Annotated in this window: 25 protein-coding genes; 16 read left to right on the top strand and 9 right to left on the bottom strand. The window is 44.5% G+C overall.

Annotated features, from left to right (window positions below):
- Nucleotides 1-34: 34 nt before the first annotated feature.
- The 7 genes from ACYQ0H_RS04975 to ACYQ0H_RS05005 form a co-directional block, all read right to left on the bottom strand.
- Nucleotides 35-715, bottom strand: a complete 681-nt coding sequence (locus ACYQ0H_RS04975) for a response regulator transcription factor (protein ID WP_459811739.1) — start codon at nt 713-715, stop codon at nt 35-37.
- 47 nt (nt 716-762) lie between these two features.
- Nucleotides 763-2,538: a Na/Pi cotransporter family protein gene (locus ACYQ0H_RS04980; RefSeq protein ID WP_459811740.1), complete on the bottom strand. Its 1,776-nt coding sequence runs from the start codon at nt 2,536-2,538 to the stop codon at nt 763-765.
- A gap of 140 nt (nt 2,539-2,678) precedes the next feature.
- Nucleotides 2,679-3,338, bottom strand: coding sequence for a phosphate signaling complex protein PhoU (phoU, locus tag ACYQ0H_RS04985; protein ID WP_459811741.1), 660 nt, complete (start codon nt 3,336-3,338; stop codon nt 2,679-2,681).
- Between the two features lie 13 nt (nt 3,339-3,351).
- Nucleotides 3,352-4,104, bottom strand: a complete 753-nt coding sequence (gene pstB, locus ACYQ0H_RS04990; RefSeq protein ID WP_459811742.1) for a phosphate ABC transporter ATP-binding protein PstB — start codon at nt 4,102-4,104, stop codon at nt 3,352-3,354.
- 3 nt (nt 4,105-4,107) lie between these two features.
- On the bottom strand, nt 4,108-4,953 hold the full coding sequence (pstA, locus tag ACYQ0H_RS04995; protein WP_459811743.1) for a phosphate ABC transporter permease PstA: 846 nt from the start codon (nt 4,951-4,953) through the stop codon (nt 4,108-4,110).
- Between the two features lie 3 nt (nt 4,954-4,956).
- Nucleotides 4,957-5,796 carry a phosphate ABC transporter permease subunit PstC gene (gene pstC, locus ACYQ0H_RS05000; protein WP_459811831.1) on the bottom strand — a complete coding sequence of 280 codons (840 nt, stop codon included), beginning with the start codon at nt 5,794-5,796 and terminating at the stop codon, nt 4,957-4,959.
- A gap of 181 nt (nt 5,797-5,977) precedes the next feature.
- The gene (locus ACYQ0H_RS05005) at nt 5,978-6,835 is read right to left on the bottom strand and encodes a substrate-binding domain-containing protein (protein WP_459811744.1); all 858 of its coding nucleotides are present in this window, start codon (nt 6,833-6,835) and stop codon (nt 5,978-5,980) included.
- Nucleotides 6,836-7,184: 349 nt separating this feature from the next.
- On the opposite strand from ACYQ0H_RS05005, the gene ACYQ0H_RS05010 reads away from it, so the two are divergent.
- From ACYQ0H_RS05010 to polA, 14 genes are all read left to right on the top strand, one after another.
- Nucleotides 7,185-8,366, top strand: coding sequence for an MFS transporter (locus ACYQ0H_RS05010; protein WP_459811745.1), 1,182 nt, complete (start codon nt 7,185-7,187; stop codon nt 8,364-8,366).
- A 205-nt stretch (nt 8,367-8,571) separates the two neighbouring features.
- A complete protein-coding gene (locus ACYQ0H_RS05015; protein WP_459811746.1) occupies nt 8,572-9,438 on the top strand; it encodes a GDSL-type esterase/lipase family protein in 867 nt (288 codons plus the stop codon).
- A 54-nt stretch (nt 9,439-9,492) separates the two neighbouring features.
- Nucleotides 9,493-10,005, top strand: a complete 513-nt coding sequence (locus tag ACYQ0H_RS05020; RefSeq protein WP_459811747.1) for a DUF4358 domain-containing protein — start codon at nt 9,493-9,495, stop codon at nt 10,003-10,005.
- Between the two features lie 33 nt (nt 10,006-10,038).
- Entirely contained in the window at nt 10,039-11,454 is a 1,416-nt protein-coding gene (locus tag ACYQ0H_RS05025) for an MBOAT family O-acyltransferase (RefSeq protein ID WP_459811748.1), read from the top strand.
- A gap of 12 nt (nt 11,455-11,466) precedes the next feature.
- On the top strand, nt 11,467-12,669 hold the full coding sequence (locus ACYQ0H_RS05030; protein ID WP_459811749.1) for a DHHW family protein: 1,203 nt from the start codon (nt 11,467-11,469) through the stop codon (nt 12,667-12,669).
- Between the two features lie 397 nt (nt 12,670-13,066).
- Nucleotides 13,067-15,346 carry a DNA helicase RecQ gene (gene recQ / locus ACYQ0H_RS05035; RefSeq protein WP_459811750.1) on the top strand — a complete coding sequence of 760 codons (2,280 nt, stop codon included), beginning with the start codon at nt 13,067-13,069 and terminating at the stop codon, nt 15,344-15,346.
- An 11-nt stretch (nt 15,347-15,357) separates the two neighbouring features.
- Complete coding sequence (gene dusB / locus ACYQ0H_RS05040; RefSeq protein WP_459811751.1) at nt 15,358-16,335, top strand: tRNA dihydrouridine synthase DusB; 978 nt, start codon at nt 15,358-15,360, stop codon at nt 16,333-16,335.
- Between the two features lie 2 nt (nt 16,336-16,337).
- The gene (gene rsmI, locus ACYQ0H_RS05045) at nt 16,338-17,168 is read left to right on the top strand and encodes a 16S rRNA (cytidine(1402)-2'-O)-methyltransferase (RefSeq protein ID WP_459811752.1); all 831 of its coding nucleotides are present in this window, start codon (nt 16,338-16,340) and stop codon (nt 17,166-17,168) included.
- An 83-nt stretch (nt 17,169-17,251) separates the two neighbouring features.
- Entirely contained in the window at nt 17,252-17,599 is a 348-nt protein-coding gene (locus tag ACYQ0H_RS05050; protein ID WP_459811753.1) for a TIGR04076 family protein, read from the top strand.
- Nucleotides 17,600-17,659: 60 nt separating this feature from the next.
- A complete protein-coding gene (rimI, locus tag ACYQ0H_RS05055; protein ID WP_459811754.1) occupies nt 17,660-18,106 on the top strand; it encodes a ribosomal protein S18-alanine N-acetyltransferase in 447 nt (148 codons plus the stop codon).
- On the top strand, nt 18,103-18,807 hold the full coding sequence (locus tag ACYQ0H_RS05060; protein WP_459811755.1) for a tRNA1(Val) (adenine(37)-N6)-methyltransferase: 705 nt from the start codon (nt 18,103-18,105) through the stop codon (nt 18,805-18,807). Before rimI ends, ACYQ0H_RS05060 begins: the two co-directional genes overlap by 4 nt.
- 15 nt (nt 18,808-18,822) lie before the next feature.
- On the top strand, nt 18,823-19,290 hold the full coding sequence (locus tag ACYQ0H_RS05065) for a hypothetical protein (RefSeq protein WP_459811756.1): 468 nt from the start codon (nt 18,823-18,825) through the stop codon (nt 19,288-19,290).
- A gap of 4 nt (nt 19,291-19,294) precedes the next feature.
- Complete coding sequence (tsaD, locus tag ACYQ0H_RS05070; RefSeq protein WP_459811757.1) at nt 19,295-20,314, top strand: tRNA (adenosine(37)-N6)-threonylcarbamoyltransferase complex transferase subunit TsaD; 1,020 nt, start codon at nt 19,295-19,297, stop codon at nt 20,312-20,314.
- 39 nt (nt 20,315-20,353) lie between these two features.
- Nucleotides 20,354-22,906, top strand: a complete 2,553-nt coding sequence (gene polA / locus ACYQ0H_RS05075) for a DNA polymerase I (protein ID WP_459811758.1) — start codon at nt 20,354-20,356, stop codon at nt 22,904-22,906.
- A gap of 31 nt (nt 22,907-22,937) precedes the next feature.
- On the opposite strand, the gene ACYQ0H_RS05080 is transcribed toward polA, so the two are convergent.
- Both ACYQ0H_RS05080 and ACYQ0H_RS05085 read right to left on the bottom strand, forming a co-directional pair.
- On the bottom strand, nt 22,938-23,471 hold the full coding sequence (locus tag ACYQ0H_RS05080) for a hypothetical protein (RefSeq protein WP_459811759.1): 534 nt from the start codon (nt 23,469-23,471) through the stop codon (nt 22,938-22,940).
- Entirely contained in the window at nt 23,455-23,853 is a 399-nt protein-coding gene (locus tag ACYQ0H_RS05085; protein ID WP_459811760.1) for a hypothetical protein, read from the bottom strand. The genes ACYQ0H_RS05080 and ACYQ0H_RS05085 overlap by 17 nt, the downstream gene beginning before the upstream one ends.
- A 205-nt stretch (nt 23,854-24,058) precedes the next feature.
- On the opposite strand from ACYQ0H_RS05085, the gene ACYQ0H_RS05090 reads away from it, so the two are divergent.
- On the top strand, nt 24,059-24,688 hold the full coding sequence (locus ACYQ0H_RS05090; protein ID WP_459811761.1) for an orotate phosphoribosyltransferase: 630 nt from the start codon (nt 24,059-24,061) through the stop codon (nt 24,686-24,688).
- 69 nt (nt 24,689-24,757) lie between these two features.
- Nucleotides 24,758-25,537, top strand: coding sequence for a DUF4261 domain-containing protein (locus tag ACYQ0H_RS05095; protein WP_459811762.1), 780 nt, complete (start codon nt 24,758-24,760; stop codon nt 25,535-25,537).
- Nucleotides 25,538-25,563: the final 26 nt, after the last annotated feature.

Below are 25,563 nucleotides of genomic sequence, written 5' to 3' on the forward strand. Positions count from 1 at the left end.
CCCTTAGCCTCCCCGCTGTAAATTCAAAGCTTTGCTACCCGCACTTATATCCGACGCCTCTTACAGTTTTTATAATATCCCTGCACCCCGCCGCTTCAAGCTTCTGCCTCAGCGTCTTTATATGCATATCTACCGTTCTTGTTTCTCCTGCAAACTCGTATCCCCATACCATTTCCATAAGCTTGTCCCTTGTTACGGCGATAGACTGATTCCTCATAAGATACATCAACAACTCAAATTCCTTATAAGTAAGCGTTACCTCTGTTCCGTTATAAGTAACTATCCTCCGTGAAGCGTCAAGCGAACAGCCTCCGATTTCAAACACCTCGGACTCTCCGCCCTGCTTTGACGTGCGCCTTAATACAGCCTTAATTCTTGAAAGCAGCTCCATAACTCCGAACGGCTTTGTAATATAATCGTCTGCGCCGGATTCCAGTCCCCTTACCTTTTCAAGCTCGCTTGTTTTTGCAGTAAGCATAATAACCGGTATCTCTCTGAGCCTTGCTTCGCTTTTAAGCTTGCCGAGTATAGTCAGACCGTCCTCGTCCGGCAGCATTATATCAAGAAGGATAAGCGACGGCGCTCCGCTTTTAAGTTCTTCATAAAATGGCTTAGCCTTGGGAAATGCCTTTACCTTGTAGCCCCCTGATCTTAGTGCGCAGGAAACCAGCTCCCGTATTCCGTCGTCGTCCTCGACGCAGTAAATAACCGACATAATATCAATCCTTTCAAAACCGATCCGTCCTCGGTCTATCCCTTTGATCAGAAATCCTTTTTCGGAAGCGCAAATATCTGCTGATACTTTTCAACCTCCGAATCAAAAGCCTCGCCGCTGGTCTTTACCGTTCTCAGATATTCATGAGTTTCAAAATTATCGTCGTTTACCTGAACAAGACATACCGCAATATTGGAGCAGTGATCCGAAACCCTTTCAAGATTCGTCAGAAGATCGGTAAAGATAAAGCCAAGCTCTATTGTACACATACCTCTCTGAAGCCTTTTAACGTGCCTGCTTTTCAGCTTTGTCCTGAGCTGATCAACGACCTCCTCAAGAGGCTCTACCAGATAGGCGCTGTAAAGATCCTGCTCCGTAAACGCCTTTACTGCCAGATCAAGAATTTCCTTTACCGCTTCACAGATCACCTTCAGCTCCTTGACTGCCTGAACTGAAAATTCAATATCCTTGTCATGCTTTTCCTTAGCCGTTTCCGCCATGTTCTTAGCATGATCCGAGATACGCTCAAAGTCTCCGATAGTATGCAGAAGAGTAGCTACCGACTGCGAATCCCTATAGGACAGATCCGTACTGGAAAGCTTGACAAGATAAGCTCCGAGTCTGTCCTCGTACATATCTACTGCGCTCTCCATGCTGCTTATCTGCTCCGCCTTGTCGTCGCTGTAATTCTCAAAAAGCTCCATAGCAAGCAGAATAGATCTCCTTGAAATATCAGCCATATTAGATGCAACCGTCCTGCACTGCTCTATAGCGAAGGAAGGGGACTGCAAAAATCTTTCGTCAAGCAGCTTGAACTGATCCTCTGCGCTGACCGGCTGCTCATTCCTGCTGTCCTTTATAGTAAGGTATGCAAGCTTTTCAAGCAGCTTAATAAACGGAAGCAGAACTAAGGTAGTTGTGAAATTAAATATGGTGTGAACGATCGCAATATTTGCAGCTCCTACGGTATCGTTCATAAACGGAAAACTGAAAACAGCGTTAAGCGTATAGAACGCCGCCAGAAACAGAACTGTTCCGATAATATTAAAATAAAGATGGACCACAGCTACACGCTTTGCATTTTTTGAAGTTCCTATCGAAGAAAGCAAAGCGGTAACGCAGGTACCTATATTCTGTCCGAGGATTATCGGAAGAGCTGCGCCGAACTTTATAGCTCCGGTAGAAGAAAGCGCCTGAAGTATACCGACTGACGCCGAGGAGGACTGTATGATCGCAGTAAGCAAAGCTCCTGCCAATACGCCCAGCAAAGGATTGCGGAACAAAAGCAGGATATTGGCGAATTCCGGTACGTCCTTCAGCGGCTCAACCGCACCGGACATCATGTCCATTCCGAACATCAGCACCGCGAAGCCCAAAAAGATCGTTCCTATATCCTTCCTTTTTCCGTTTTTTGAAAACGTCAGAAATACAACGCCTATTACTGCAAGTACAGGAGAAAACGAAGACGGCTTAAGCATTTGTATCAGAAAGCTGTCGCCCTCAACTCCGGAAAGCGATAATATCCATGCGGTTACGGTAGTACCGATATTTGCTCCCATTATAACGCCTATTGCCTGATGAAGCTTCATTATTCCGGCATTAACAAAACCTACCAGCATAACGGTCGTTGCCGACGACGACTGAATAACCGCCGTAACGGTCATACCAAGCAAAACAGCTTTAAGAGGATTCGACGTAAGCTTTTCAAAAATCTTTTCAAGCTTTCCGCCTGCAAGCTTCTCCAGACCTCCGCCCATTACATTCATTCCGTAAAGAAACAGTGCAAGTCCGCCGATCAAAGTCAGTACAGAAAAAATATTCATACTTTACTCTCCTGATTTTACATTCTTACTTTTTATATTATCCGATTTTACAATAACTATTATAAACGGCAAATGTAAAATCCCAAACCCCTGAATGTAAAATCAGTGTAAAATCAGGTAAAGTATATATGAACGGCGCTCTACATTATTCTGTGTGATTTATGAACTCCGGTTATCGAAAACAGCACCCATTCTGCAACGTTTACCGCATGATCCCCTATTCTTTCAAAATATTTGGCTATCATAACCGTATCGACCGCCTGCTCGCCTTTTGATTTATCTGCCGCTATCTGCTCTATAACCTTGTTTTTTATCTGCGAAAACAAGTCGTCTATCTCGTCGTCGGAAGCTATAACGGCACAGGCAAGCTCTTCGTCGTGATTTACATAAGCGTCTATGCTCTGCGATACCATACAGGCGGCTCCCCTTGCCATCTGCGATATTTCACCAAGCTCCCAGTTCTTTTTCTGAGCAATAAGCGTAATATTAAGCTGTGCTATATCTGCCGCCTGATCTCCTATCCTCTCCATATCGGTTATCATTTTCAAAGCGGTGGAAACTCTCCTCAGATCGTCTGCAAAAACCGGCTGATACTGTAAAAGCAGCTTTAAGCAGAGTCTTTCTATCTCTCTTTCCGCATCGTTTATTTTAGTATCAAATTCTACCGTCTGTCCCGCAAGCTCCGTATTCTGCTCCTCCAATGACTTTACCGACATAGCGATTATCTGCTCAACAAGAGCCGCCATATTCATAAGCAGTATATTAAGCTGATTAAGCTGTTTATCAAAGCTTTCCCGCATTTAATTTTCCTCCTTATCCGAAGCGTCCTGTAATATAATCGAGAGTTTTCTGCTGCGACGGAGAACTGAATATCTTCTGGGTCGTGTCAGACTCCACGATCTCTCCATGCAGGAAAAACGCCGTTTTATCGGAAATTCTGGTCGCCTGCTGCATATTATGGGTTACGATAATTATTGTATAATCGTTTTTTATCCGCTGACAAAGCTCCTCGATCTTTATAGTTGAAATAGGATCCAGCGCTGAGGTCGGCTCGTCCATAAGTATTACCTCCGGCTTTACCGCCAGCGCCCTCGCAATACACAGTCTCTGCTGCTGTCCTCCGGAAGTGCCGAGCGCCGACTTTTTCAGCCTGTCCTTGCATTCGTCCCAGATCGACGCCTGCCTCAGGGAAGTTTCAACTATCTCGTCAAGCTCCGCCTTTTTCTTTATTCCGTGAGTTCTCGGGCCATAAGCGATATTGTCGTAAATTGACATGGGAAAAAGATTAGGCTTCTGAAATACCATTCCGACTCTCTTTCTAAGCTCGGTAATTTCTATATCCTTATAAATATCCTGTCCGTCAAGCCTGAAATCGCCTGTTATTTTACAGCCCTCTACCAGATCGTTCATTCGGTTAAGAGATTTCAGCAGCGTTGATTTTCCGCAGCCGGAGGGTCCGATAAATGCGGTTATCTCATTGTCGCAAACCTCAAGATTTATATTTTTTAAAGCCTGAAAATCTCCGTAAAACAGATCTGCGTTTTTTATATCAAATTTAATAGGCATATATCATTTTTCTCCTTTTGAAAGCTTTTTTGCAATAAGCGAAGCCAGACCGTTGAGCAGCAATACCGTCGCAAGCAGAACAACTGCCGTTGCGCTTGCCTCGTTCATATGAAGTCCCTCGTTTGAAAGCGCATACATATGTATTGCAAGCGTTCTTCCGGAATCGAACAGCCCCGGAATTTTCGCTACCGTACCGGCAGTATATATCAGAGCGGCGGTTTCTCCTACGATACGTCCAACCGCAAGAATTATTCCCGAAAGTATCCCGCTCATAGCCGGTGGAAGAACTATTACAAAGATCGTCCTAAGCTTTCCTGCTCCAAGTCCGTAGCTGCCCTCCCTGAAGCTGTCGTCAACCGATTTCAGCGCCTCCTCGGTCGAGCGTATTATAAGCGGAAGCACCATTATCGCCAAAGTACAGGCGCCCGCCATTAGGGAAAGCTTCCATTTAAGAGCTAATACAAAAAACATATTACCGAAAAGTCCGTATATAATAGAGGGGATCCCGGCAAGAGTTTCCGTCGTAAGCCTTATCCATTTTACAAGCCGGCTGCCCTTTTTAGCATACTCTACAAGATATACTGCACAGAAAACCCCCAGCGGAGCGGCTATAAGCAGAGCGATCCCCACCATTTCAAAGGTAGTTATCACCGCAGGCATCATTGAGGCGTTTTCACTTGTATATGTCCAAGAAAAAAGACTGGAATTTAAATACGGCACTCCTTTTATAACTACATATCCTGCTATAAGGAAAAAAATAGCTATCGTTATACCTACCGCTATTTTAGTAAGTACCGAAAATACGAGCGACATAGGGTGCGCCTTGTAGGTCTTCATTTTTTCACTCATAGCTCAGCGCTCCTTTTTCGACGTAATTACATTGAACAGCAGATTTATCAGCAGAATAAATACGAACAGCACTACCCCGGTTGCTATCAGCGCATCGTAATGAAGTCCGGTAGCGTAGCTCATTTCGATCACAATATTCGCCGTCATTGTCCTTACTCCGTCCAATACGCTCCCGGGCAGCCTGGGCTGATTTCCCGCTATCATAATTACAGCCATAGTTTCGCCTATCGCACGTCCTACGGCTAAAATCACGCTCGCCAGAATACCCGACCGTGCAGCGGGAATTATAACTGTACTTACCGCTCTTTCATGAGTAGCGCCTAAAGCAAGCGCGCCCTCGTAATAGCTCTCCGGAACTGCCTTCATTGCGCTTCGGCTCATTCCTACTACCGTCGGAAGTATCATTATTCCCAGAAGTATCGATGCGGTAAGTATACTGTTTCCGCGTCCGCCTCCCCCAAAAACGTTTCTTATAAGCGGAACAATAACTATCATTCCGAAAAATCCGTATACTATAGAGGGTATCCCTGCAAGAAGGTTGATCGGCGGCATAAGCCATTTATAAAGCTTTTTAGGGCAAAATTCAGCCATATATACCGCAGTCATCAAGCCTATAGGAACTCCTGCTATTATCGCCCCCGCAGTAACGTAAAGGCTTCCTATTATCATAGGAAAGATCCCGAAGCTGGGGTTTGAATCCTGCGGCTTCCATTCAGTTCCAAAAAGGAACTCGCCTGCTCCTATTTCGGCTATTGCAGGACAGCCCTTTACAAACATAAAGGCGCAGATAAGCACTACCGCCGCTATTGAAACGCAGGCTGAAACAAAGAATACGCCGCTCATGGCTTTTTCGGCGATCTTATTTAAGCTGTGCCTTTTCGGCTTCTGATACGCCGTAAGCTTGACCGTTTTTGTATTCTCAGTATCCGTAATAATCACTCCCGACATTAATTGTTACGTTAAGACAACAGGCGGATTTTCATATAAGATCCGCCCGATCTGTCTTAAACATATTAAAACAGTATTATTTCAGGTCGTCCCACGAAGTGGTTTCACCGGTGTATATGCTTTTTATCTGCTCAACCGTAAGATCGTCCGTTTCATTGTCCTTATTAACGATGATCGCAATAGCGTCCTGTGCAATTACAATTCCGGTAACTCCGGTCTCCTCTGATTTAAGCTCTCTTGAAGCCATTCCAATATCGCAGGTACCCTCCTGAGCGTACTTTACTCCTGTAGAAGAGTCCGACTGCTGAACCTCTACCGTTACCTTTGAATTGACCTTTTTATACGCCTCGGCAAGCTTTTCCATAACCGGAGTTACAGACGACGATCCGGCAACTACGACCTTGCCCTCAGCGCCGTTTGAAGAGAACGCCTCGGCAGACTTGTTAACTGCAATATAATCCTTGCCGATTATCTCCTGCCCCTCCTTGCTCAGAATGTAATTCTGAAAATCCTGAGCAGCTTCGGAAATTCCGCCTTCCTTGACTATGATATTAAAAGGCCTTACCAGAGTATATGATCCGTTTTCAACGTTTTCGGCAGCTGCCTCCGCTCCGCCGACCTTAACCGCTTTGACCGTATCGTTAAGCGAGCCAAGCGAAATATATCCGATCGCATTTTTATCTCCCGCTACCTGCGTAAGAACAACGTCAGTAGACTTGCATATCATGGCTTCCGACGTAGTTTTGTCAGTTTTGTTTCCGTCGGCGTCTTTTTCCTCAACTCCGGTAAGTTCAATAAACGCTCCTCTTGTTCCCGAACCGTCCTCACGTGAGATAACAGCGATCGTGCTGTCCGACGAGCCGCACGAAGCAAGCATAGAAACCGAAACTGCCGCTGCTGCCAGCAGGCTGAAAATTCTTGTTTTTCTCATCATAATAAATACCATCCTTTTACCCTTATGCCGTATTTACGGCATACGCTCTTTCCGAGCTTTGTTGTTTTATTTGTATTCAGCTGATGTTATAATCATACTACCGCTTTGTAAAAACGGAAACCGACCCTTTGTAAAGTCTGAGTAAGAATTTGCAGCATGCCGGATCAAAGATAATGTCGGTACGGGGAGAAATCTGTAAACGTATTCAGCCGCATATTAATATATGAAACCATGTAAAATTTCTCAAACCGCTTGACAGCCGTACTTTGCAATGCTATAATGCAATTGATTTAATCTTTATTTTTACATTTTAAAGGATTTTACAATTAGCTGCAGGAGTTGTTTCACAATGAAATTTTCATATTCATGTACCAGAAAAGCGTGTTATACCGGATATATAACCCAGGCGGCGGTAAATAACCTCGCTCCATTGCTTTTTGCGGTTTTTCAGAAAAGCTTTGATATTTCATTAGCCCAGATAGGCTTTCTTGTCGCATATAATTTTGCGGTCCAAACAGCAATAGACCTTCTTTCCGCCGGCTTTGTCGATAAGATAGGCGTACGAAGGTCGATCGTTTCAGCTCATATCTTTGCGTCTGCGGGACTTGTGCTTATGGGAATACTTCCTTTTATAATGCAAAACGGTTATGCGGGGCTTATTTTAAGCTCAACGTTTTACGCAATAGGAGGCGGCCTTATCGAGGTTCTTGTCAGTCCTATAATCGAAGCTCTGCCAAGCGAAAACAAATCCGCAGGGATGAGCCTGCTTCATTCCTTTTACTGCTGGGGTCATGTAGCGGTCATACTGCTGTCTACGCTGTTCTTTAATTTATTCGGAATTGAAAACTGGCGTTTTCTGGCGTTCTTCTGGGCGGCTGTGCCTTTACTGAATTCTTTTATCTTCGCCTGCTGTCCGCTGTGTCCGTTTGTTAAAGACGGAGAACCGGCAGGAATAAAAAAACTTGCAGCGTCAAAAATATTCTGGCTGTTCTTTATAATGATGATATGCTCCGGTGCAGCTGAACAGGCTATAAGCCAATGGACTTCATTTTTCGCTCAGAACGGTCTTAAAGTATCAAAAACTGCGGGAGATCTTGCGGGAGCCTGTATGTTTGCAGCGCTTATGGGAGCTTCAAGAATGTTTTACGGAAAATTTGCAGAAAAAATTCCGCTGAAAAAATTTATATTGTACAGCAGTATTTTGTGTATCGCAGGATATCTGACCGCCGTATTTTCTCCTTATGCTTTCCTTTCGCTCGCCGCCTGCGGTATCTGCGGACTTTCGGTAGGAATTATGTGGCCAGGAGTTTTCAGTCTTTCCTCCGAAAGCTGTCCTCAGGGCGGAACCGCAATGTTTGCGCTGCTCGCCCTTGCCGGAGATATAGGCTGCGCCTCAGGTCCTGCTCTTGTCGGACAGGCAGCCCAGCTTAGCGGAAGCCTTAAAACCGGGATACTCTGCGCCGCAGTTTTCCCTGTAATGCTGATTATCTGTATTAAGCTTGCCGGAAACAAAAGCTCCGCAGCGTCGTAAACGTAAAATAGACCTATCCAATGAGGTCGAAATATGTATGATACAAGGACAAAAAATATTTGAAAAGCTCTTGAAATGAGCTGTGAAATGTGTTATGATTTTAATTGAATAGTTTTAAATACGATCACACACGAATTCTGAAAGGGCATTTTTTATAATGGGACAGCAAAATAACAGCAGAGAACTAAGAAAAAAACGCGCCCGGGTGCAGCAATACACAATATCAGTGTGCTGTCTGGCGCTTATGATATTTATAATGATATGGATAGTAAACGTTGCGCTAACCGGCAGGAAAATACAGACCGGCGATTTCTCATCTTCACAGTCGTCGCTGTCCGAACAGGCGGACATTAAGGATTCATCAGTAAAAAAGGACGATTCAGTCAAGCCGGATCCCTCTGATAATTCCGACAGTTCGTCAGGATCCTCAGAAAGCTCCTCAGAATCTTCGGAAAGTTCCGCTGAGTCGTCGGAAAGCGATGCTTCTTCATCAGAAAAGGAAATAAAGGACGATTTTTCCGACGCTGTTTTTATCGGCGATTCAAGAACGGTAGGCCTCGGAATGAATACGGATCGCCCCAAAGCGACCTTTTACGCCTCTACGGGACTTAACGTAAGCAGTATAGAAACCAGCGAAACTATCCTTCTTGACAACGGAAACTACGGCACAGTATACGACGCATTAAAGCAAAAGCAGTTTAACAGAGTCTATATAATGTTCGGGATAAACGAGCTGGGATGGCCGTATCCCGACGTTTTCCAGGAAGAATACGAAGCTGTAATAAATAAAATCAAGGAGCTTCAGCCGTCGGCACAGATATATGTGCAGTCGATCCTTCCCGTATCTTCGCTTGCTCTTAATACTAATACGGTCTTTACAAATGAAAACGTGGACAACTTTAACCTTTACGTTCAGAATGCTGCGGCAAATACGAATTCTATTTATATCGACGTTGCGTCATGTCTGAAAGATGAAAACGGTGCGCTTCCGCTCGAAGCTTCAACCGACGGTATACATCTGATTCGGGAATACTGCATGATCTGGATGAATTATCTTGCTGAAAATTCATAAATTCAGAAATTCTATTTATAATATATATATTAAAAAGGAAAGGAACTATAAAGTATGAAGCTGAAGAAATCACTGTGCGCCGTTATTGCGGCGGCAACGCTGTGCGCCTTAGGACTGACCTCCTGTGCAAATGATGAAAAGGTCACTGCCGAGGACGGAAATTCGACCGCTGCGGTTCAGACAGACGTAACAAAAAACGTAACTGAGATCGCGGACAAGCTAAGATCGGATATTGCTTTTGTTGATTCCCTTAACGAGCTTTCTCCTGAAATGGTTGAAAAGCTTATAGGAGTTTCACAGGACAAATATGTTTCAGGAAAGGTCTATATCGGCTCGGGAGGAGCTACCGCCGAAGAAATAGCCTGCTTTGAGGCTAACGACGAAAGCGCTGCCGCAGATATCAAAGCAGCTCTTGAAGCAAGGATAGCAGCTCAGAAAAAGGCTTTTGAAAACTATCAGCCTAAGGAAATGGACAAGCTTAACTCCCCTGTTCTTACCGTTCAGGGCAAGTATGTATTTATGTGCATTTCAGATGACAACGCCAAGGCGGAGGAAATAATCGGCTGAGACATAACTTTAAAGATCGGGGAATAAAAATCTATGCTTTTCAGTAGTACGACATTTTTATTTGCTTTTCTGCCGCTGGTTCTAATAACGTATTTTATCGTCCCACGTGTTTTAAAAAACGCAGTTCTGCTGATCTTCAGCCTTGTGTTTTACGCATGGGGCGAACCTGTTTATATAGTGCTGATGCTGGCATCTATAACGGTAGCTTACGTTACGGGAATTTTTGCGGACAAAAAACGAAAGCCGGGCTGTGAAAAAACGGCTTTTATATCTATGCTGTTCGCAGTTATATGGAATATCGGACTTCTTTTGTTCTTCAAGTACACCGATTTCTTCATTGTAAATGCCAACAGCCTGTTTAATTCAAGCTTTAAGGTTCTGGGGCTTACTCTTCCGATAGGGATTTCATTCTACAGCTTTCAGACCCTCTCGTATGTTATCGACGTTTACAGGGGCGAGGTAAGGTCGCAGAAAAATTTTCTTAATCTTGCGACCTATGTTTCTCTTTTTCCGCAGCTTATCGCAGGTCCTATCGTGCGTTATCAGACTATCGAGGATCAGCTCAACTACCGTAAGGAATCGCTCTCCCAGTTTTCTCAGGGTATCAAGCGCTTCGCCGTAGGACTCGGAAAAAAGGTTATTCTCGCCAACAATATAGGCGCGCTTTTTGCTGAGATCTCAGCAGCGCCGCAGTCAGAGCTGAGCGTAGCCGCAAGCTGGCTGGGAATACTTGCCTATACCTTCCAGATATACTTTGATTTCAGCGGCTATTCCGATATGGCTATAGGTCTCGGGAAGATGTTCGGCTTTGATTTTCTTGAAAACTTCAATTACCCCTATATTTCAAAATCAATAACCGAATTCTGGAGAAGATGGCATATCTCCCTTTCCACATGGTTCAGAGATTACGTTTATATACCTCTCGGCGGAAACCGCAAGGGAAAGCTGAGGCAGTGCGTAAATATAATGATCGTATGGTTTCTTACCGGCTTCTGGCACGGAGCTGACTGGAACTTTATCTGCTGGGGAATTTACTTCGGAATAATTCTTCTCTGCGAAAAGCTGTTTCTCGGCAAAGCGCTCCGAAAAACTCCTTCAATTGTCCAGCATATCTACGCTCTTTTGTTTATCATTATCGGCTGGGGAATTTTCGCCTTTGAGGATACCTCCAAGCTTATTCAGAATTTCAAAAATCTATTCGGTTTCGGAGGACTTGAGCTTTTCAACACCAAGACCTTCTTCTGGCTGGCAAATTACGCCATGACTTTTATTATTCTTATTATCGCGTCTACTCCTCTGTTCAGGAAGCTCGGGCAGAAGCTTACCGAAAAAGCCCCTGTTATTTACTGCTGCGTACTTGAACCTGCGGCGGTAGTAATACTCCTGACTGTTTCGACCGCATATCTTGCAAGCAACTCGTTTAATCCGTTTTTATATTTCAGATTTTAGGAGGCTGCTGAAATGAATGAAAAATCAAATAAGATCAATGAAATAGGATCTGATGGCAGGACAAGCGCTTCCTCTCAAAGCCGGAGGACTGCAAAGGCTTCAGATATCGTTATGTTCTCGGTTTTTATCGTGTTTATATTCGGCTTTTCAATAGCCGCCCTTATTACAAAGGACAGGGATTTTTCCGAGATGGAGAACAGAAACCTTGCGCAGAAGCCTGAATTTTCCTTTAAGAACCTCAAAGAAGGCAAATTTACCAGCGATCTTGAAAGCTATATCTCCGACCAGATGTTTTTAAAGGACGCTCTTGTATCTTTAAAGACCGACTGCGACAGGGCGGCTCTTAAAACCAGTCTTAACGGAATTTATTTTGCAGAAGACGGCTATCTTATCCAGCAGTACACTCAGAATATGGATCGGATCAAAGAAAATATCGGCTATATAAACGACTGGGCTGAAAATATAGACTGCCCTGTTGATTTTCTTCTGATCCCAAACGCAGTTTCCGTACTGAATGAAAAGCTTCCGGCAAGCGCCGTAAATGATGACCAGCTGGGCAGTATGGCGGCGGCAGCTCAGCTTCTGAGTCCTAAGATAAACCTATACACTCCGTTTCAGGAGCTTAAAGCTTTGTCAGACAGCGGCATTCAGGCGTTCTACAGAACCGACCATCACTGGACAAGCGAGGGTGCAAAGGCTGTTTACGACTGGTATATGCAGACCTCCGGACAAGCTGTTCCGATAGTTGATTACGATATTGAAACCATAGAAGATTTTTACGGCACTCTGTACTCAAAAGCGCCCAGTGCATTTGTAAAGCCGGATAAAATGCATCTTTACAGCAATCCAAACGGAAAATACACCATCGAGCGCACAACTGAAGCAGCTGTGACTGACAGTCTCTACGACCGTTCATTTCTCGGCAAAAAGGATAAGTACTCTGCTTTTATGGGCGGAAACTTCGCAGAGGTAAAGATAAGCACCAACGCTCAGAACAAGGAAAAGGTACTGGTGCTGAAAGATTCCTATGCAAACGCATTTATGCCGTTTCTGGCCGACAGCTATTCGGAGATAACAATGATAGACCTGCGCTACTATCACTTTGCCGAAAATACGGTATCCGAGCTTATTGAGAAAAACGGCATTGACCGTGTAATACTACTCTACAACATGGATTTCATTAACTCTGACCAAAACTTCATCTGGCTGTCTTAGGTCCCGGCGCAGACGGCGCAGTTAGCGCAGTCGCTCCTGCGGACGGTAGCTTTTATGCCGCAGTTATGGTTTGCAAAAAAATATCGAAAAAAGTTATTTTGATTACGGTTAAATCAGTGCCTGCAATAAATTATAAACGTTCTTCTGACCATATCTGATGTTCAAGTATTATTGGCATAATGCATATAATTTGCATGATAATTTTGTGCATTAATATGAATTTAAATTTGATTTAGACATATCTCGTTAATAGTTGCACATTTGCATGCAACTTTACCCCCTTTTTCGCCTATTAGTGAGGGGGTATAATTTATTTGTACGTCAGGCTTCCTCCCTGCCGGACTGTATTGCAAGTTTGATTTAACCTCCGACGATAACTTTCAGAAAGGAAATAAGCATGGACAAGTACAGGATCCTAAAAGAATATTTCGGCCACGATTCCTTCCGCGAGGGTCAGGAAGCTCTTATTGATTCTGTGCTTTCAGGACGTGATGTTCTCGGAATAATGCCTACCGGAGCAGGAAAGTCAATGTGCTATCAGATACCCGGTCTGATGATGGAGGGCGTAACGGTAGTAATATCCCCGCTTATTTCCCTGATGAAAGATCAGGTAAATTCTCTTATTCAGTCTGGAGTTAAAGCCGCCTATCTCAACAGCTCTCTTACCTCCGCTCAGTATGAAACCGCTTTGAGAAACGCAGTAAAGGGTATGTACAAGATAATCTATGTCGCTCCTGAAAGGCTCTGCACCCAAGGCTTTCTGTATTTTGCCCAGCGTGTTAAGATCGCGGTTCTGGCAGTTGACGAGGCTCACTGCGTTTCACAGTGGGGGCAGGATTTTCGGCCGTCCTACATAAAAATACCGGAATTTATATCTCAGCTTTCCTACCGCCCCGTTATCGCCGCCTTTACCGCTACCGCAACTCAGGACGTAAAAGAAGATATTGAAAAGCTTCTGACCCTTAAAGAGCCTTTTACGTTGACCACAGGCTTTGACCGTGAAAACCTGTATTTTGAAGTACGAAGGCCGCAGGACAAATTTGCTGAGGTGCTTGAGATACTACGCCGCAATAAGGACAAAAGCGGAATAATCTACTGCTCTACACGTAAAAATGTCGAAGATGTCTGTCGGCGCTTAAATGACGAGGGATTCCCCTGCACCCGCTATCATGCAGGACTTTCCGACGAGGAACGCAGAACCAATCAGGACGATTTTACCTGCGACCGAGTACAGCTCATAACCGCAACCAACGCTTTCGGAATGGGAATAGATAAATCAAACGTTTCGTTCGTTATACACTATAATATGCCGAAGAATATAGAAAGCTATTATCAGGAAGCAGGCAGGGCGGGCCGCGACGGAGAACCGGCAGAATGCATTCTGCTGTATAACGGTCAGGACGTCCGTACAAACAGATTTCTTATCGAAAACTCCGACGACAATCCCGAACTTGACGAGGAAACTGCTGCCGATATACGCTCCCGGGATCTTGAACGGCTTAAACAGATGACATTTTACTGTACGACCTCCGGCTGTCTGCGGGAATTTATGCTGCGCTATTTCGGTGAAACCTCCAAAGGCTTCTGTTCAAACTGCTCCAACTGCAATACCAATTTTGAAGATGTCGATATAACCGTTGAAAGCCAGAAGATACTGTCCTGTATTTACAGGCTTTCACAGCGGCATCTGGCATTCGGAGCGGCAGTTATCTCAGCTGTTCTGAAAGGCTCAAAAAACGCCAAGATAACTCAGTTCGGACTTCAGGACCTTTCGACCTACGGAATAATGAGCGGCGCTTCAACCGTCAGAATAAGACGAATCACAGATTTTCTTGAAGAAAACGGATATATCCGCCGAATCGGAGATTATTCCGTGCTTGCGCTTACCTCAAAGGCAAGAGAGATACTTTTTGAAAAAAAGACTGTTACAATGAAAATGCCAAAAGAAGCTCCGAAAAGCCACTCCCAGCAGACCGCAGGCGGAGTTTACGCACTGGATCCCGAGCTGTTTAGCCGTCTTAAAAAGCTTCGCCAAAAACTTGCCGCCGAAGCCAAAATGCCTGCATACATTATTTTTACAGATACCGCTCTGAGAGATATGTGCGTTAAGCTTCCCACAACTGCGCAGAAGCTGCTCGAATGCTCGGGAATAGGAAAAACCAAGCAGGAGCGTTACGGCAGTCAGGTTATTGAGGTAATAAAAGGCTATCTTGCCGAAAACCCCTCCGCCGCCTCAAGCAGCCCGAATGCATATCTTGAACGGCTTAAGGCAGGTAATACCGATGGGAATTTAATGTTCGGAATGATCTGCGATAACTGCTCAAAGCTTAAAGGCAAAGCTGAGGAAATGAGCCTCAGTCGTCTGTGCGACTGTATTTTTGAACAGCTTGGTATAAATGCAGATAAGGCTGTGCTGAAAACAGCTATTGAAAGCTGGCTAATAAATAACGGCTATCTTGCAAGAAAAAGCCCGAAGGCGGCAAATCTCTCACTTACTATACTGTCTGAGGAAGCGGGAATAATTGAAGCTCAGACAGTTTCAAAACTGGGAACTGCATATACTGCCGTCAAATTTCCGAAAGCGGCTCAGGAATTTATATATGAAAATCTGCCTGAAATATGCAGAAGCAAGCAAAGCAGACCTGCTGCAGCTGTCGGCTCGGGAATAGATCGCTGATAAGGAGTACTATGAAAACTATACATATCGGAAACGTTGAAATAGAACAAACCGCCGCACTGGCGCCTATGGCGTCGGTAGCCGACAAATCGTACCGCCTTATGTGCAAGGAATTCGGAGCGGCGTATCTTGTAAGCGAAATGATCTCCTCCAAGGGACTTTGTTTCGGAGATAAAAAGACCGCGCGGCTTTGCGAAATAGAGGACTGTGAACGTCCTATGGCTTTGCAGCTTTTCGGAGAAGATCCTGTCTATATGGGAAAGGCAGCGTATCTGCTTAACAGCTTCAAGCCTGATATAATTGATATTAATATGGGCTGTCCCGTTCCGAAAATTGCAGGAAACGGCAGCGGCTCAGCGCTTATGAAAACGCCTGAAACCGCATTCAAGATTGCAAAAGCCGCAGTTGAAAACGCCTGCTGTCCGGTAACGGTAAAAATAAGGGCAGGCTGGGACGAAAACAGCGTCAACGCACCTGAGTTTGCAAAACGCCTTGAGCAGGCGGGAATTTCCGCAATAGCCGTTCACGGCAGGACCAGAAATCAGTTTTACAGCGGAAAAGCCGACTGGAATATTATCGCTCAGGTAAAAAAATCGGTGAATATACCCGTTATCGGAAACGGCGACGTGACCTCTCCTTCGGACTGCAAAGCAATGTATGAGCAAACCGGCTGCGATCTTGTTATGGTCGGCAGAGGCTCTTACGGCAGACCGTGGATATTTGACGAGATCCGAACCTATATCGAAACAGGAATTCTTTCGGAGGAAATATCCTTAGAAGAAAAAATGAAGCTGATGCTGCGTCATGCCAAGCTGCTTTGCAAATACAAGGGCGAAACTCAGGGCATGAAAGAAATGCGAAAGAACGTAGCGTGGTATGTAAAGGGACTGCCCGGCTCGGCGAAAATACGGGGCGAATGTGGAAATCTTTCCGCCTATGCTGATCTGGAAAGAACTGCCGAAGCGATCCTGTCAGGAAAGGGTGAGTAAAAATGGGGATACTTTACGTTGTCGGAACTCCTATCGGAAATCTGGGAGATATGACCTACAGAGCGGTTGAAACACTGAAAAGCGTGGATTTTATCTGCGCCGAAGACACAAGAGTGACCGCAAAGCTGCTGAATTATTTTGAAATAAAAAAGCCGTCGGTAAGCTATCACCGTCACAGCGGAGAAGAAGCCGCAATGCGGATAGTTTCAAGAATAGCGGCAGGAGAAAACTGCGCCGTTGTTACCGACGCAGGAATGCCCTGTATATCAGACCCCGGAGAGGATCTTGTAAGACTCTGCGCCGAAAACGGGATCAGAACGGAGGTCGTTCCCGGTCCTACCGCAGTCTGCTCTGCCCTTGCTGTAAGCGGACTTTCAACCTCACGCTTCTGCTTCGAGGGCTTCCTTTCAACGACCAAACGTCTGCGCTGTGAACATCTTGCCGCAGTTAAAGACGAGGAACGCACTCTTGTATTCTATGAAGCGCCGCACAAGCTTATCTATACCCTCAAAGATATGCTGGAATATTTCGGCGACAGAAAAATTTCACTCTGCCGCGAGCTTACCAAACTGCATGAGGAAATAATGCGGACTACGCTTTCTCAGGCTTTGGAATACTATTCATCGGTTACGCCGAAGGGCGAATTTGTTCTGGTTATTGAGGGAGCCAAAGAATCGGAAAACGATACCGCCGAAACCATAGAGGACGCGCTTTTGCAGGTAAAGAGCCTTATAGCAAAGGGCATGAGAGGCGCTGACGCCTGCAAACAGATCGCCAAAGCGACAGGCTTTTCCAAGGGCGAGCTGTATTCAATGCTGGTTTCGGAAGAATAAAATTTTGCCTGCCGTTTTTGAAAGGAAATATATATGCCTTCGGAAAGCTCAGAGCACAAAACAATATATACGGAGGAGTACATATGAAAAAGGTAAAAATCACAGTGCTAAAAACCACATTGGACAAAGAACTTGCCGCTGAGTACGGCGCTGAAAATCTGGGGCCCTGCCCGATGATGACCGAGGGGCAGGTATTCTACGCAGATTACGCCAAGCCGGAAGGACTGTGCGACGAGGCATGGAAAGCTATCTACCAGTACGTTTTCGCCCTTGCCCACGGAGCAGAAACAGGTCTTTTCTACTACGGCGACTGGATAAGAAAGCCCGGCGTAGCGATCTGCTCCTGCAACGACGGACTCCGCCCGGTTATCTTCAAGCTTGAAACAACAGATACTGAGGCTGAAATCAGCTATATACCTGTCAAAAGATAAAATACTTTTTAAAGTATATAAATTATATCTGAAATACATCATACGGTATTTGGAGGGAATATGAATATACTTATCAGAAAGGCGCTTGAAAACGACTGCCCTGAGATACTTAATATAGAAAACGCCTGTTTTTCAGATCCGTGGAGTGAAGATTACTTTTTGAGAGAGCTTAGAAATCCGCTTTGCACAATACTTGCGGCTTTTGACGGAGATACAGCCGCAGCCTTTATAAACGTCTGGTATGTTGCCGGCGAGCTGACAATAAACAATATTGCGGTTATTGAAAGCTACAGACGTCGGGGGATCGCCGAAAGGCTGATAAATGCGGCATTCACGCTGTATCCGCAGGCAGAGCTTGCTTTGCTTGAGGTCCGTACTTCAAATACCGCAGCACAAAAGCTGTACAAGAAACTGGACTTTATTCAAACGGGCATAAGAAAAAGCTATTACTCAGACCCGACAGAGGATGCTTTGCTTATGACTAAAACGCTGGGAGGAAAGCAATGAACGGCTTTACATTTGAACGGCTTAGTGATACAATAGAAATATGCATATCCGCCGAGCATCGCTTCGGCACCGACGCTTTTCTGCTTGCCGACTTCGCAGCCCCCAGACATAAGGATCTGGTATGCGATTTCTGTACCGGAAGCGGAATAATTGCCCTGCTTATGTACAGAAACTTTCAGCCTGCTCATATCGACGCAGTTGAGATACAGGATATAGCTCACCGGCAGCTTAAGCTTACGCTTGAACGCTCTGAAATAAGCTGTATAACTACGATACTGGGCGATCTGAAGAACTACCGCTCTGAAAAGGAGCTTGACCTTATTACCTGCAACCCTCCCTACAAGCTTGACGGAACAGGTGCAAAAAACGACAGCAGGGCGGTTTCGATAGCTCGTCACGAAATGCTCTGTACCATAGACGATGTATGCTCGGCGGCTAAAAGAAACCTTAAATACGGCGGCAGGCTCTGCATATGCAACCGACCCGAAAGGCTGTGCGATATAATGGTTTCAATGCGCCAAAACGGAATAGAGCCTAAGCGGGTAAGGTTTGTATCCAAAAATCCGTACACTGCCCCATGGCTTGTAATGGCTGAGGGAAGAAAGGGCGGAAACCCGTTCCTGAAGGTCGAGCCTCAGCTTTACACCACCGATGAAAACGGCGGATATACAGATGAAATGAAAAGGATATACAGACTGTGATAAGTAGGTGGAAAAATGAGCCTTGGCTTTTCCTATACAGGGTTGATATTTATAATTATGCTTTTTGTTCCCAATATACTATGGACTAAAAACAAGCCTAAGGATCACGATAAGTATTTACTTAAAGAAAATAAGCTTCTTCTGACGCTTGAAAGAACAGGTGAAGTTGCCGTAACCGCTTTAAGCGTGATCTGTTCCGACTTTAATCTGCGGAAGCTCTCTTCTTGGTCATTATGGCTTGCCGCCGCAGCAATATTTATGATAATGTATGAGGTATGGTGGATAAAATATTTCAGAAGCGATAAAGAAATGAAAGATTTTTACAGCTCTTTCTTAGGAATACCCGTTGCAGGCGCAAGTCTGCCAGTAACCGCATTTTTATTGCTGGGGATCTACGGAAAAAATATTCTGCTTATAATCTCAACGGTAATTTTAGGTATCGGACATATCGGAATCCATCTCAGCCACAAAAAGGAGTGTTAATAAAATGAAGATCTTAGCCATAGAAAGCTCCTGCGACGAAACTGCCTGCGCAGTTGTGGAGGACGGAGTAAATGTGCTTTCAAATATAGTTGCAACGCAGATCGCCGAGCATAGATTATACGGAGGCGTCGTGCCGGAAATAGCCTCCCGCCGCCATGCAGAAAATATCTGGGGGGTAGTCAGTGCGGCGCTTGAGGAAGCAGACTGCTCCGTTTCGGAAATTGACGCAATTGCTGTAACCTACGCTCCCGGACTTATCGGCGCTCTGCTGGTAGGTATAAGCTTTGCCAAAGGACTTGCAATGTCGGCAGGAAAACCTCTTGTTCCTGTTCATCATATTGCGGGTCACATTGCGGCAAACTATATTTCTCACCCGGATCTTAAACCTCCTTATCTGTGCCTTGTGGTTTCGGGAGGACATTCCCATATCGTAGAGGTGCTTGACTACACAAAATACCGCGTAATAGGCAGAACTCACGACGACGCCGCAGGTGAATGCTTTGACAAAGCGGCTCGTACTCTCGGCTACGAATATCCGGGAGGAAAATTTATAGACGAAGCCGCAAAGCTCGGCGATCCCGAAGCCTATAAGCTTCCTCACCCTAAGGTAGCAGGGTGCGAATATGATTTTTCATTTTCTGGACTGAAAACTGCGGTAATAAATCTCGTACATAACGCCGAGCAGAAAGGCGTGAAAATAAACCGTGAAGATATGGCGGCTTCTTTCCAGAAAACAATGTCAGAAATACTTGTGGGAAAAACAATGAAAGCGGCTGAAGCTCTTGGGTATACTACTATCGGACTTGCCGGAGGAGTTTCGGCAAATTCAGGAGTCCGCAGAGCATTGCAGGAAGCCTGCGATAAAAGTGGCTGTAAGCTTTATATGCCGGAATTTAAATACTGCGGCGATAATGCGGCAATGATAGGCTGTCAGGGATATTTTGATTATCTTGCAGGAAAAAGAGCCGACGAAAGCCTTAACGGCATAGCAACGCTCTCGCTGGACAAGTTATGTGAAGAGTGACTTAAACCAAAAATAAGAAAACTGATCTGAGGTACAAAAATGAAATTACTTGCAATCGACGGAAACAGCATAATGAACAGGGCGTTCTACGGAATAAGGATACTGTCAAATTCAAAGGGACAGTTTACAAACGCAATTACAGGATTTATGAATATATATTTGAAGGAGCTGGGGGAGGTAAATCCCGACTGCGCTGCGGTAGCCTTCGACCTTAAAGCCCCTACTTTCAGGCATAAGGCAAATGCGTCTTATAAAGCCAACCGCAAGGGAATGCCCGACGAGCTTGCCCAGCAGATGCCGGTAATAAAAAAGCTGCTGACCTCAATGGGAATAAAAATAGTAGAATGCGAAGGTTATGAAGCAGACGATATTTTAGGAACTCTGTCCCGTATTTTCGCCGAATCAGGGAACGAATGTTATATTCTTACAGGCGACAGGGACAGCTTTCAGCTTATAAACGATAAGGTAACAGTCCGCCTTGCTACAACAAAGGAAACTAAAATATATACTCCACAGCGTATTATGGACGAATACGGCGTTTCTCCGAAGCAGATGATCGAAGTAAAGGCGCTTATGGGGGATTCCTCTGACAATATTTCAGGCGTTAAGGGGATCGGCGAAAAAACCGCTCTTTCTCTTATCCAGCAGTGCGGAAGCGTAGATGAACTGTACAAAAATTTGGATAGTCTGACCTTGACCAGATCAGTAAGGGCAAAGCTTGAAGACGGTCGTCAGGACGCATTAGACAGCCGGTTTCTCGCCGAGATCTGCCTTGACGCTCCAATAGACGGAGTTCCCGAAAGCTATAAGCCGGCTGAGGGAAATCCGCAGGAAACCAAAGAACTGCTGACCGAGCTTGAAATGCTCAAGCTTATGGAAAGACTGAAGCTTACGGGAGAAGCTGCGGCTGCAAACCCTGTATCCTCCGAAGAAGAAAAGCTGAAATTAAAGGATCTTCCTAGGTTTGATATATCCGAATTAACTTCGGAAAGCCTTGACGAAATTTCCGTCGCTGCCTCATGCTTTGTATACGACGGAAAAAAGCTTGAAATACAATGCAAAAGCAATATTTTCTATACAGAAGACCTGAAGCTTTCTCTCGATTATTTTGAAAGCAAAGGAGAAAAAACCTGCTTTGAGGGTAAAACCGCCTACAGAACGGCGTTTGAAAACGGCAGGACGCTTAAAAACCTGGTTTTCGCCTGCGATCTTGCCGGTTATCTGCTCAATTCCCAGACAAGCGAATACACAATTGAAAATCTTTGCTCCGCATATAAGGTAATGTACCGTTCGGATATAGAAAATTACAGCTCAATAGCCAGCCTTGAGGCTTTAAGTGCCTGTCTGAAAAATCAGCTGGAGCTTACTGAAACTGACAGGCTTTATTATGACATAGAACTGCCGCTGTGCGAAGTCCTCGGCTCTATGGAGGCGGTTGGCGTAAAAGCGGATACCGAAGGAATAAAGGCTTTCGGCATACAGCTTTCCGCCGATATAGCTCAGCTTACCGCTCAGATATACGATTACGCAGGGCAGGAATTTAACATCGGCTCTCCGAAACAGCTTGGGAAGGTGCTGTTTGAGGATCTCGGACTTCCTGCAAAGAAAAAGACCAAAAGCGGCTATTCCACCAATGCGGAAGTTCTGGAAGGTCTTGCGGACAAGCACCCTATAATTCCTCTTATTCTCGAATACCGAACACTTACAAAGCTCAATTCAACCTATGTCGACGGACTTCTCAAAGAGGTAAAGCCTGACGGAAGAGTCCATTCTGTTTTCAAGCAGACCGAAACCCGTACAGGAAGAATATCCTCCACTGAACCGAATATGCAGAATATTCCCGTAAGAAAAGAGATCGGCAGAAATATGCGGAAATTTTTTGTAGCCGAGAATGGAAACACCCTCCTTGACGCCGACTACAGCCAGATAGAACTGAGAGTTCTGGCTTCGGTATGCGGCGATAAAAATATGCAGGAAGCCTTCAAAGAGGGAAAGGATATCCATACCAGCACTGCCGCTCAGGTTTTCGGACTTCCCGAGGACTTTGTAACGCCTGAAATGCGTTCCGCCGCAAAGGCAGTAAATTTCGGTATTATCTACGGTATCGGGGCATTTTCGCTTTCAAAGGATATAGGCGTTTCGGTAGCCGAAGCCAAAAAGTATATTCAGAATTACCTTGACAACTTTCCTAAAGTGTCCGAATTTATGGACAAAACAGTCGAGGACGGTATAAAGAACGGCTATGTTACAACTATTTTCGGCAGACGGCGCTATATTCCCGAACTTTCAGCCTCCAATAAGGTCATGCAGGCATTCGGTAAACGCGCGGCAATGAATGCTCCTATTCAGGGAGCAGCAGCAGATATAATAAAAATAGCAATGGTAAGAGTATACCGCAGGCTTCAAAAAGAAAAGCTGAACGCACGGCTGATTTTACAGGTTCATGACGAGCTTATTATAGAAGTTTCCCTTACAGACAAGGAAAAGGCGGCACAGATACTCAAGGAGGAAATGGAAAACGCCGTTTCCCTTGCTGTACCGATGTCCGTAGACGTAGGAGAGGGAGAAAGCTGGTATCTGGCGAAGGGATAAAGAAAACCGGCTTTATCAGCCGGCTCTCTTATTATTCTATATATTTAAAATCCCCTTCAATTCCCCATTTTCCCAATGTATTTTCATCTATCAGGCAAGGCCCGCTTGTAAGACCGGTAAGTTCGCCGCTTTCATCGTATTCCCATTCAACGGCAAGCACGGTTGTTCCGGTTTCCTGAAAAGTTATTACTTTGAATTCTCTTGGTTCACTCCAGTCCTTTACGTCACTTTCGATTGCTGATTCGTTCCCTGGATTCCACTTTTCAAACAATTCGTGAAGATCTGCGCCTTTAAGCTGAATTTTGTTTCCTTCTAGTATTTCAAAATAATAGCTGTTCTTATCTCCATTCAGGTAATATTTCCCAACCTTTGCAGCAGGTTCGACAAAATCCGGATCCCTGCTGAAAGTATCCGGCTTATTTCGTTCTTCATCAAGCTTCGACTGCTGAACTTTATCAACTATTTTAATTCCGACAAGAATCAAAATCACTGCCAGAAGTACTATCAGCAGAATTTTGATCATCATATTGTCTTTCAAAGCTTTTAATCTACCGCTCCCGCTCATATATTATCCCTCCTACAATTACATCAATATAGTCATCCTCCAGATCGACTGTGCCGCTGAAATACGTTTCCTGATTTACGACCCTTACTGTTGATCCATTGGACTTTTTTATTATGTATGAACTAAACTCGGCATAAAATCTTTTGTTATTAATATATCCTGCGCCTCTCGTTGCTGTAAGAAACTGTTTTTCTAATGGTGAATATACAATACTTACATTACAATAGCCGGAGTTATTTATATCAATATATGATAACTGATTGGAAAGATTGTCATATATCCCTAAATAATATTTATTAGGAATATCAAAGGAAGCATAACTAGTAATCGGGCATATATACCCAATACATACCACAATTATAAGTGAAAAGAATTTTTTCATATTAATCCGCCTTACTTTAAATTTTGTATTATATTAGCATTATACCATCTTATATTATAATTGTCAATAGATTTCCTGATGAACTAACAAAACTTGTAACAATTTCACAAAAACTATTGTGAAATTTTATCAAAGAAATGCTTGAAATTAAGGCGAAAATATGTTATAATTACTAATATCAAATGAATTTAAGGAGGCTATCAAATTGGAAGGACGCATTCAGACAATATATGCAGCAAAGAATAACAAAATTAAGATCGGAATTATTCCGGGTCATTTTGCTACAAACCATTCTCATGTAAATTACTATGTAGATATGACCGCTATCAAAACCAGCCACAAAATGGCTAAGGAAGCTGCCAACGAGCTTGCTACAACGTATACGGGAACTAATATAGATACTATAATCTGTCTTGAGGGAACTGAAATGCTCGGCGCTTTTCTCGCACAGAGCCTTTCGGAAAGCGGAATAAACAGCGGTTCGGATATTGCCGTCGTTACTCCTGAGCTTAACGCTAATAATCAGATGATCTTCCGTGATAATACTCAGAAAAAGATCTGGGGAAAACAGGTGCTTCTTCTTATATCCTCAGCCTCGACAGGTAAAAGCATAAACCGAGCTATCGACTGCTTACAGTATTATAACGGTCATCTTGCAGCTATCGGCGCGATCTTTTCGGCTATAAAGGAATCAAACGGCATTTCGGTCCACGCCATCTTTACAGCCTCCGATCTGCCCAGCTACGAAACCTACAGTCCTTCATCATGCCCGCTGTGCAGCGGAGGTCAAAAGGTAGACGCTCTGGTAAACAGCTTCGGATATTCAAAGATCTGATAAAAATTACTGTTAAGGCGGATCATTCCGCCTTATTTCTTGCATATTTAAAATAACGGAGGAAAAATAATGAGCAATTCAAATGAAAATTCCAAAGGAAATGTACTTGCAGGCTTCGTTCTGCTTACTGACGCCAATATGGACTGGCCGCGTTTCCGTCACTATCTGAAGGAGGACTGGGGAATAGTTTTTCAGGACGAAGTAAAGGATAACGCTATAGTTTTCAAATCAGACGATATGATGGTCGCCTGTTCGCTTATGCCTAATTCGGTTCCTGATAACGAAGCGGAGGAAAACGCCAAAAACAATTTTCTCTGGAAGGACGCTTCTGCACAAACCGCAAAGCACAAGGCTCACGTTATGTTGGCGGTAATGAACAAAACCGATGCACTTAAACAGTCGCTGCTGTTTGCAAAGGTCGCCTGTTCTCTGCTGAAGCTGAAAAACGCTATTGGTATTTACAAGAACCCTACTGTTTATGAAAAGAATTTCTACATACAGTTTGCTGAAACGATTAAGCAGGGCGAGCTTCCTATGCCTATACTTATATATACCGGAATGTATATAACCAAGGATACGCTTCTCTGCGGCTTTACCTCAGGACTCAGATATTTCGGCTATGAGGAAATAGAGGTAATTGATTCAATTGCGCAGCCGCCTGAGCTTTACAGCTTTATTCTCAGCATTTCGGAGTATGTAGTATCCTCAGGAGCAGAGCTTAAAGACGGCGAAACTATAGGCTTTTCAGAGGAACAGAAGCTTCCGATATCCGTTTCCGACGGAGTAAGCGTTCCGGGACAGACTGTAAAGATAGGCTATATGACTGCTGAACTAAATGATCAGGTATAAATCAAGGCTGCCGCACTTTTTTGTAC

Source organism: Hominimerdicola intestinalis (assembly GCF_054655215.1).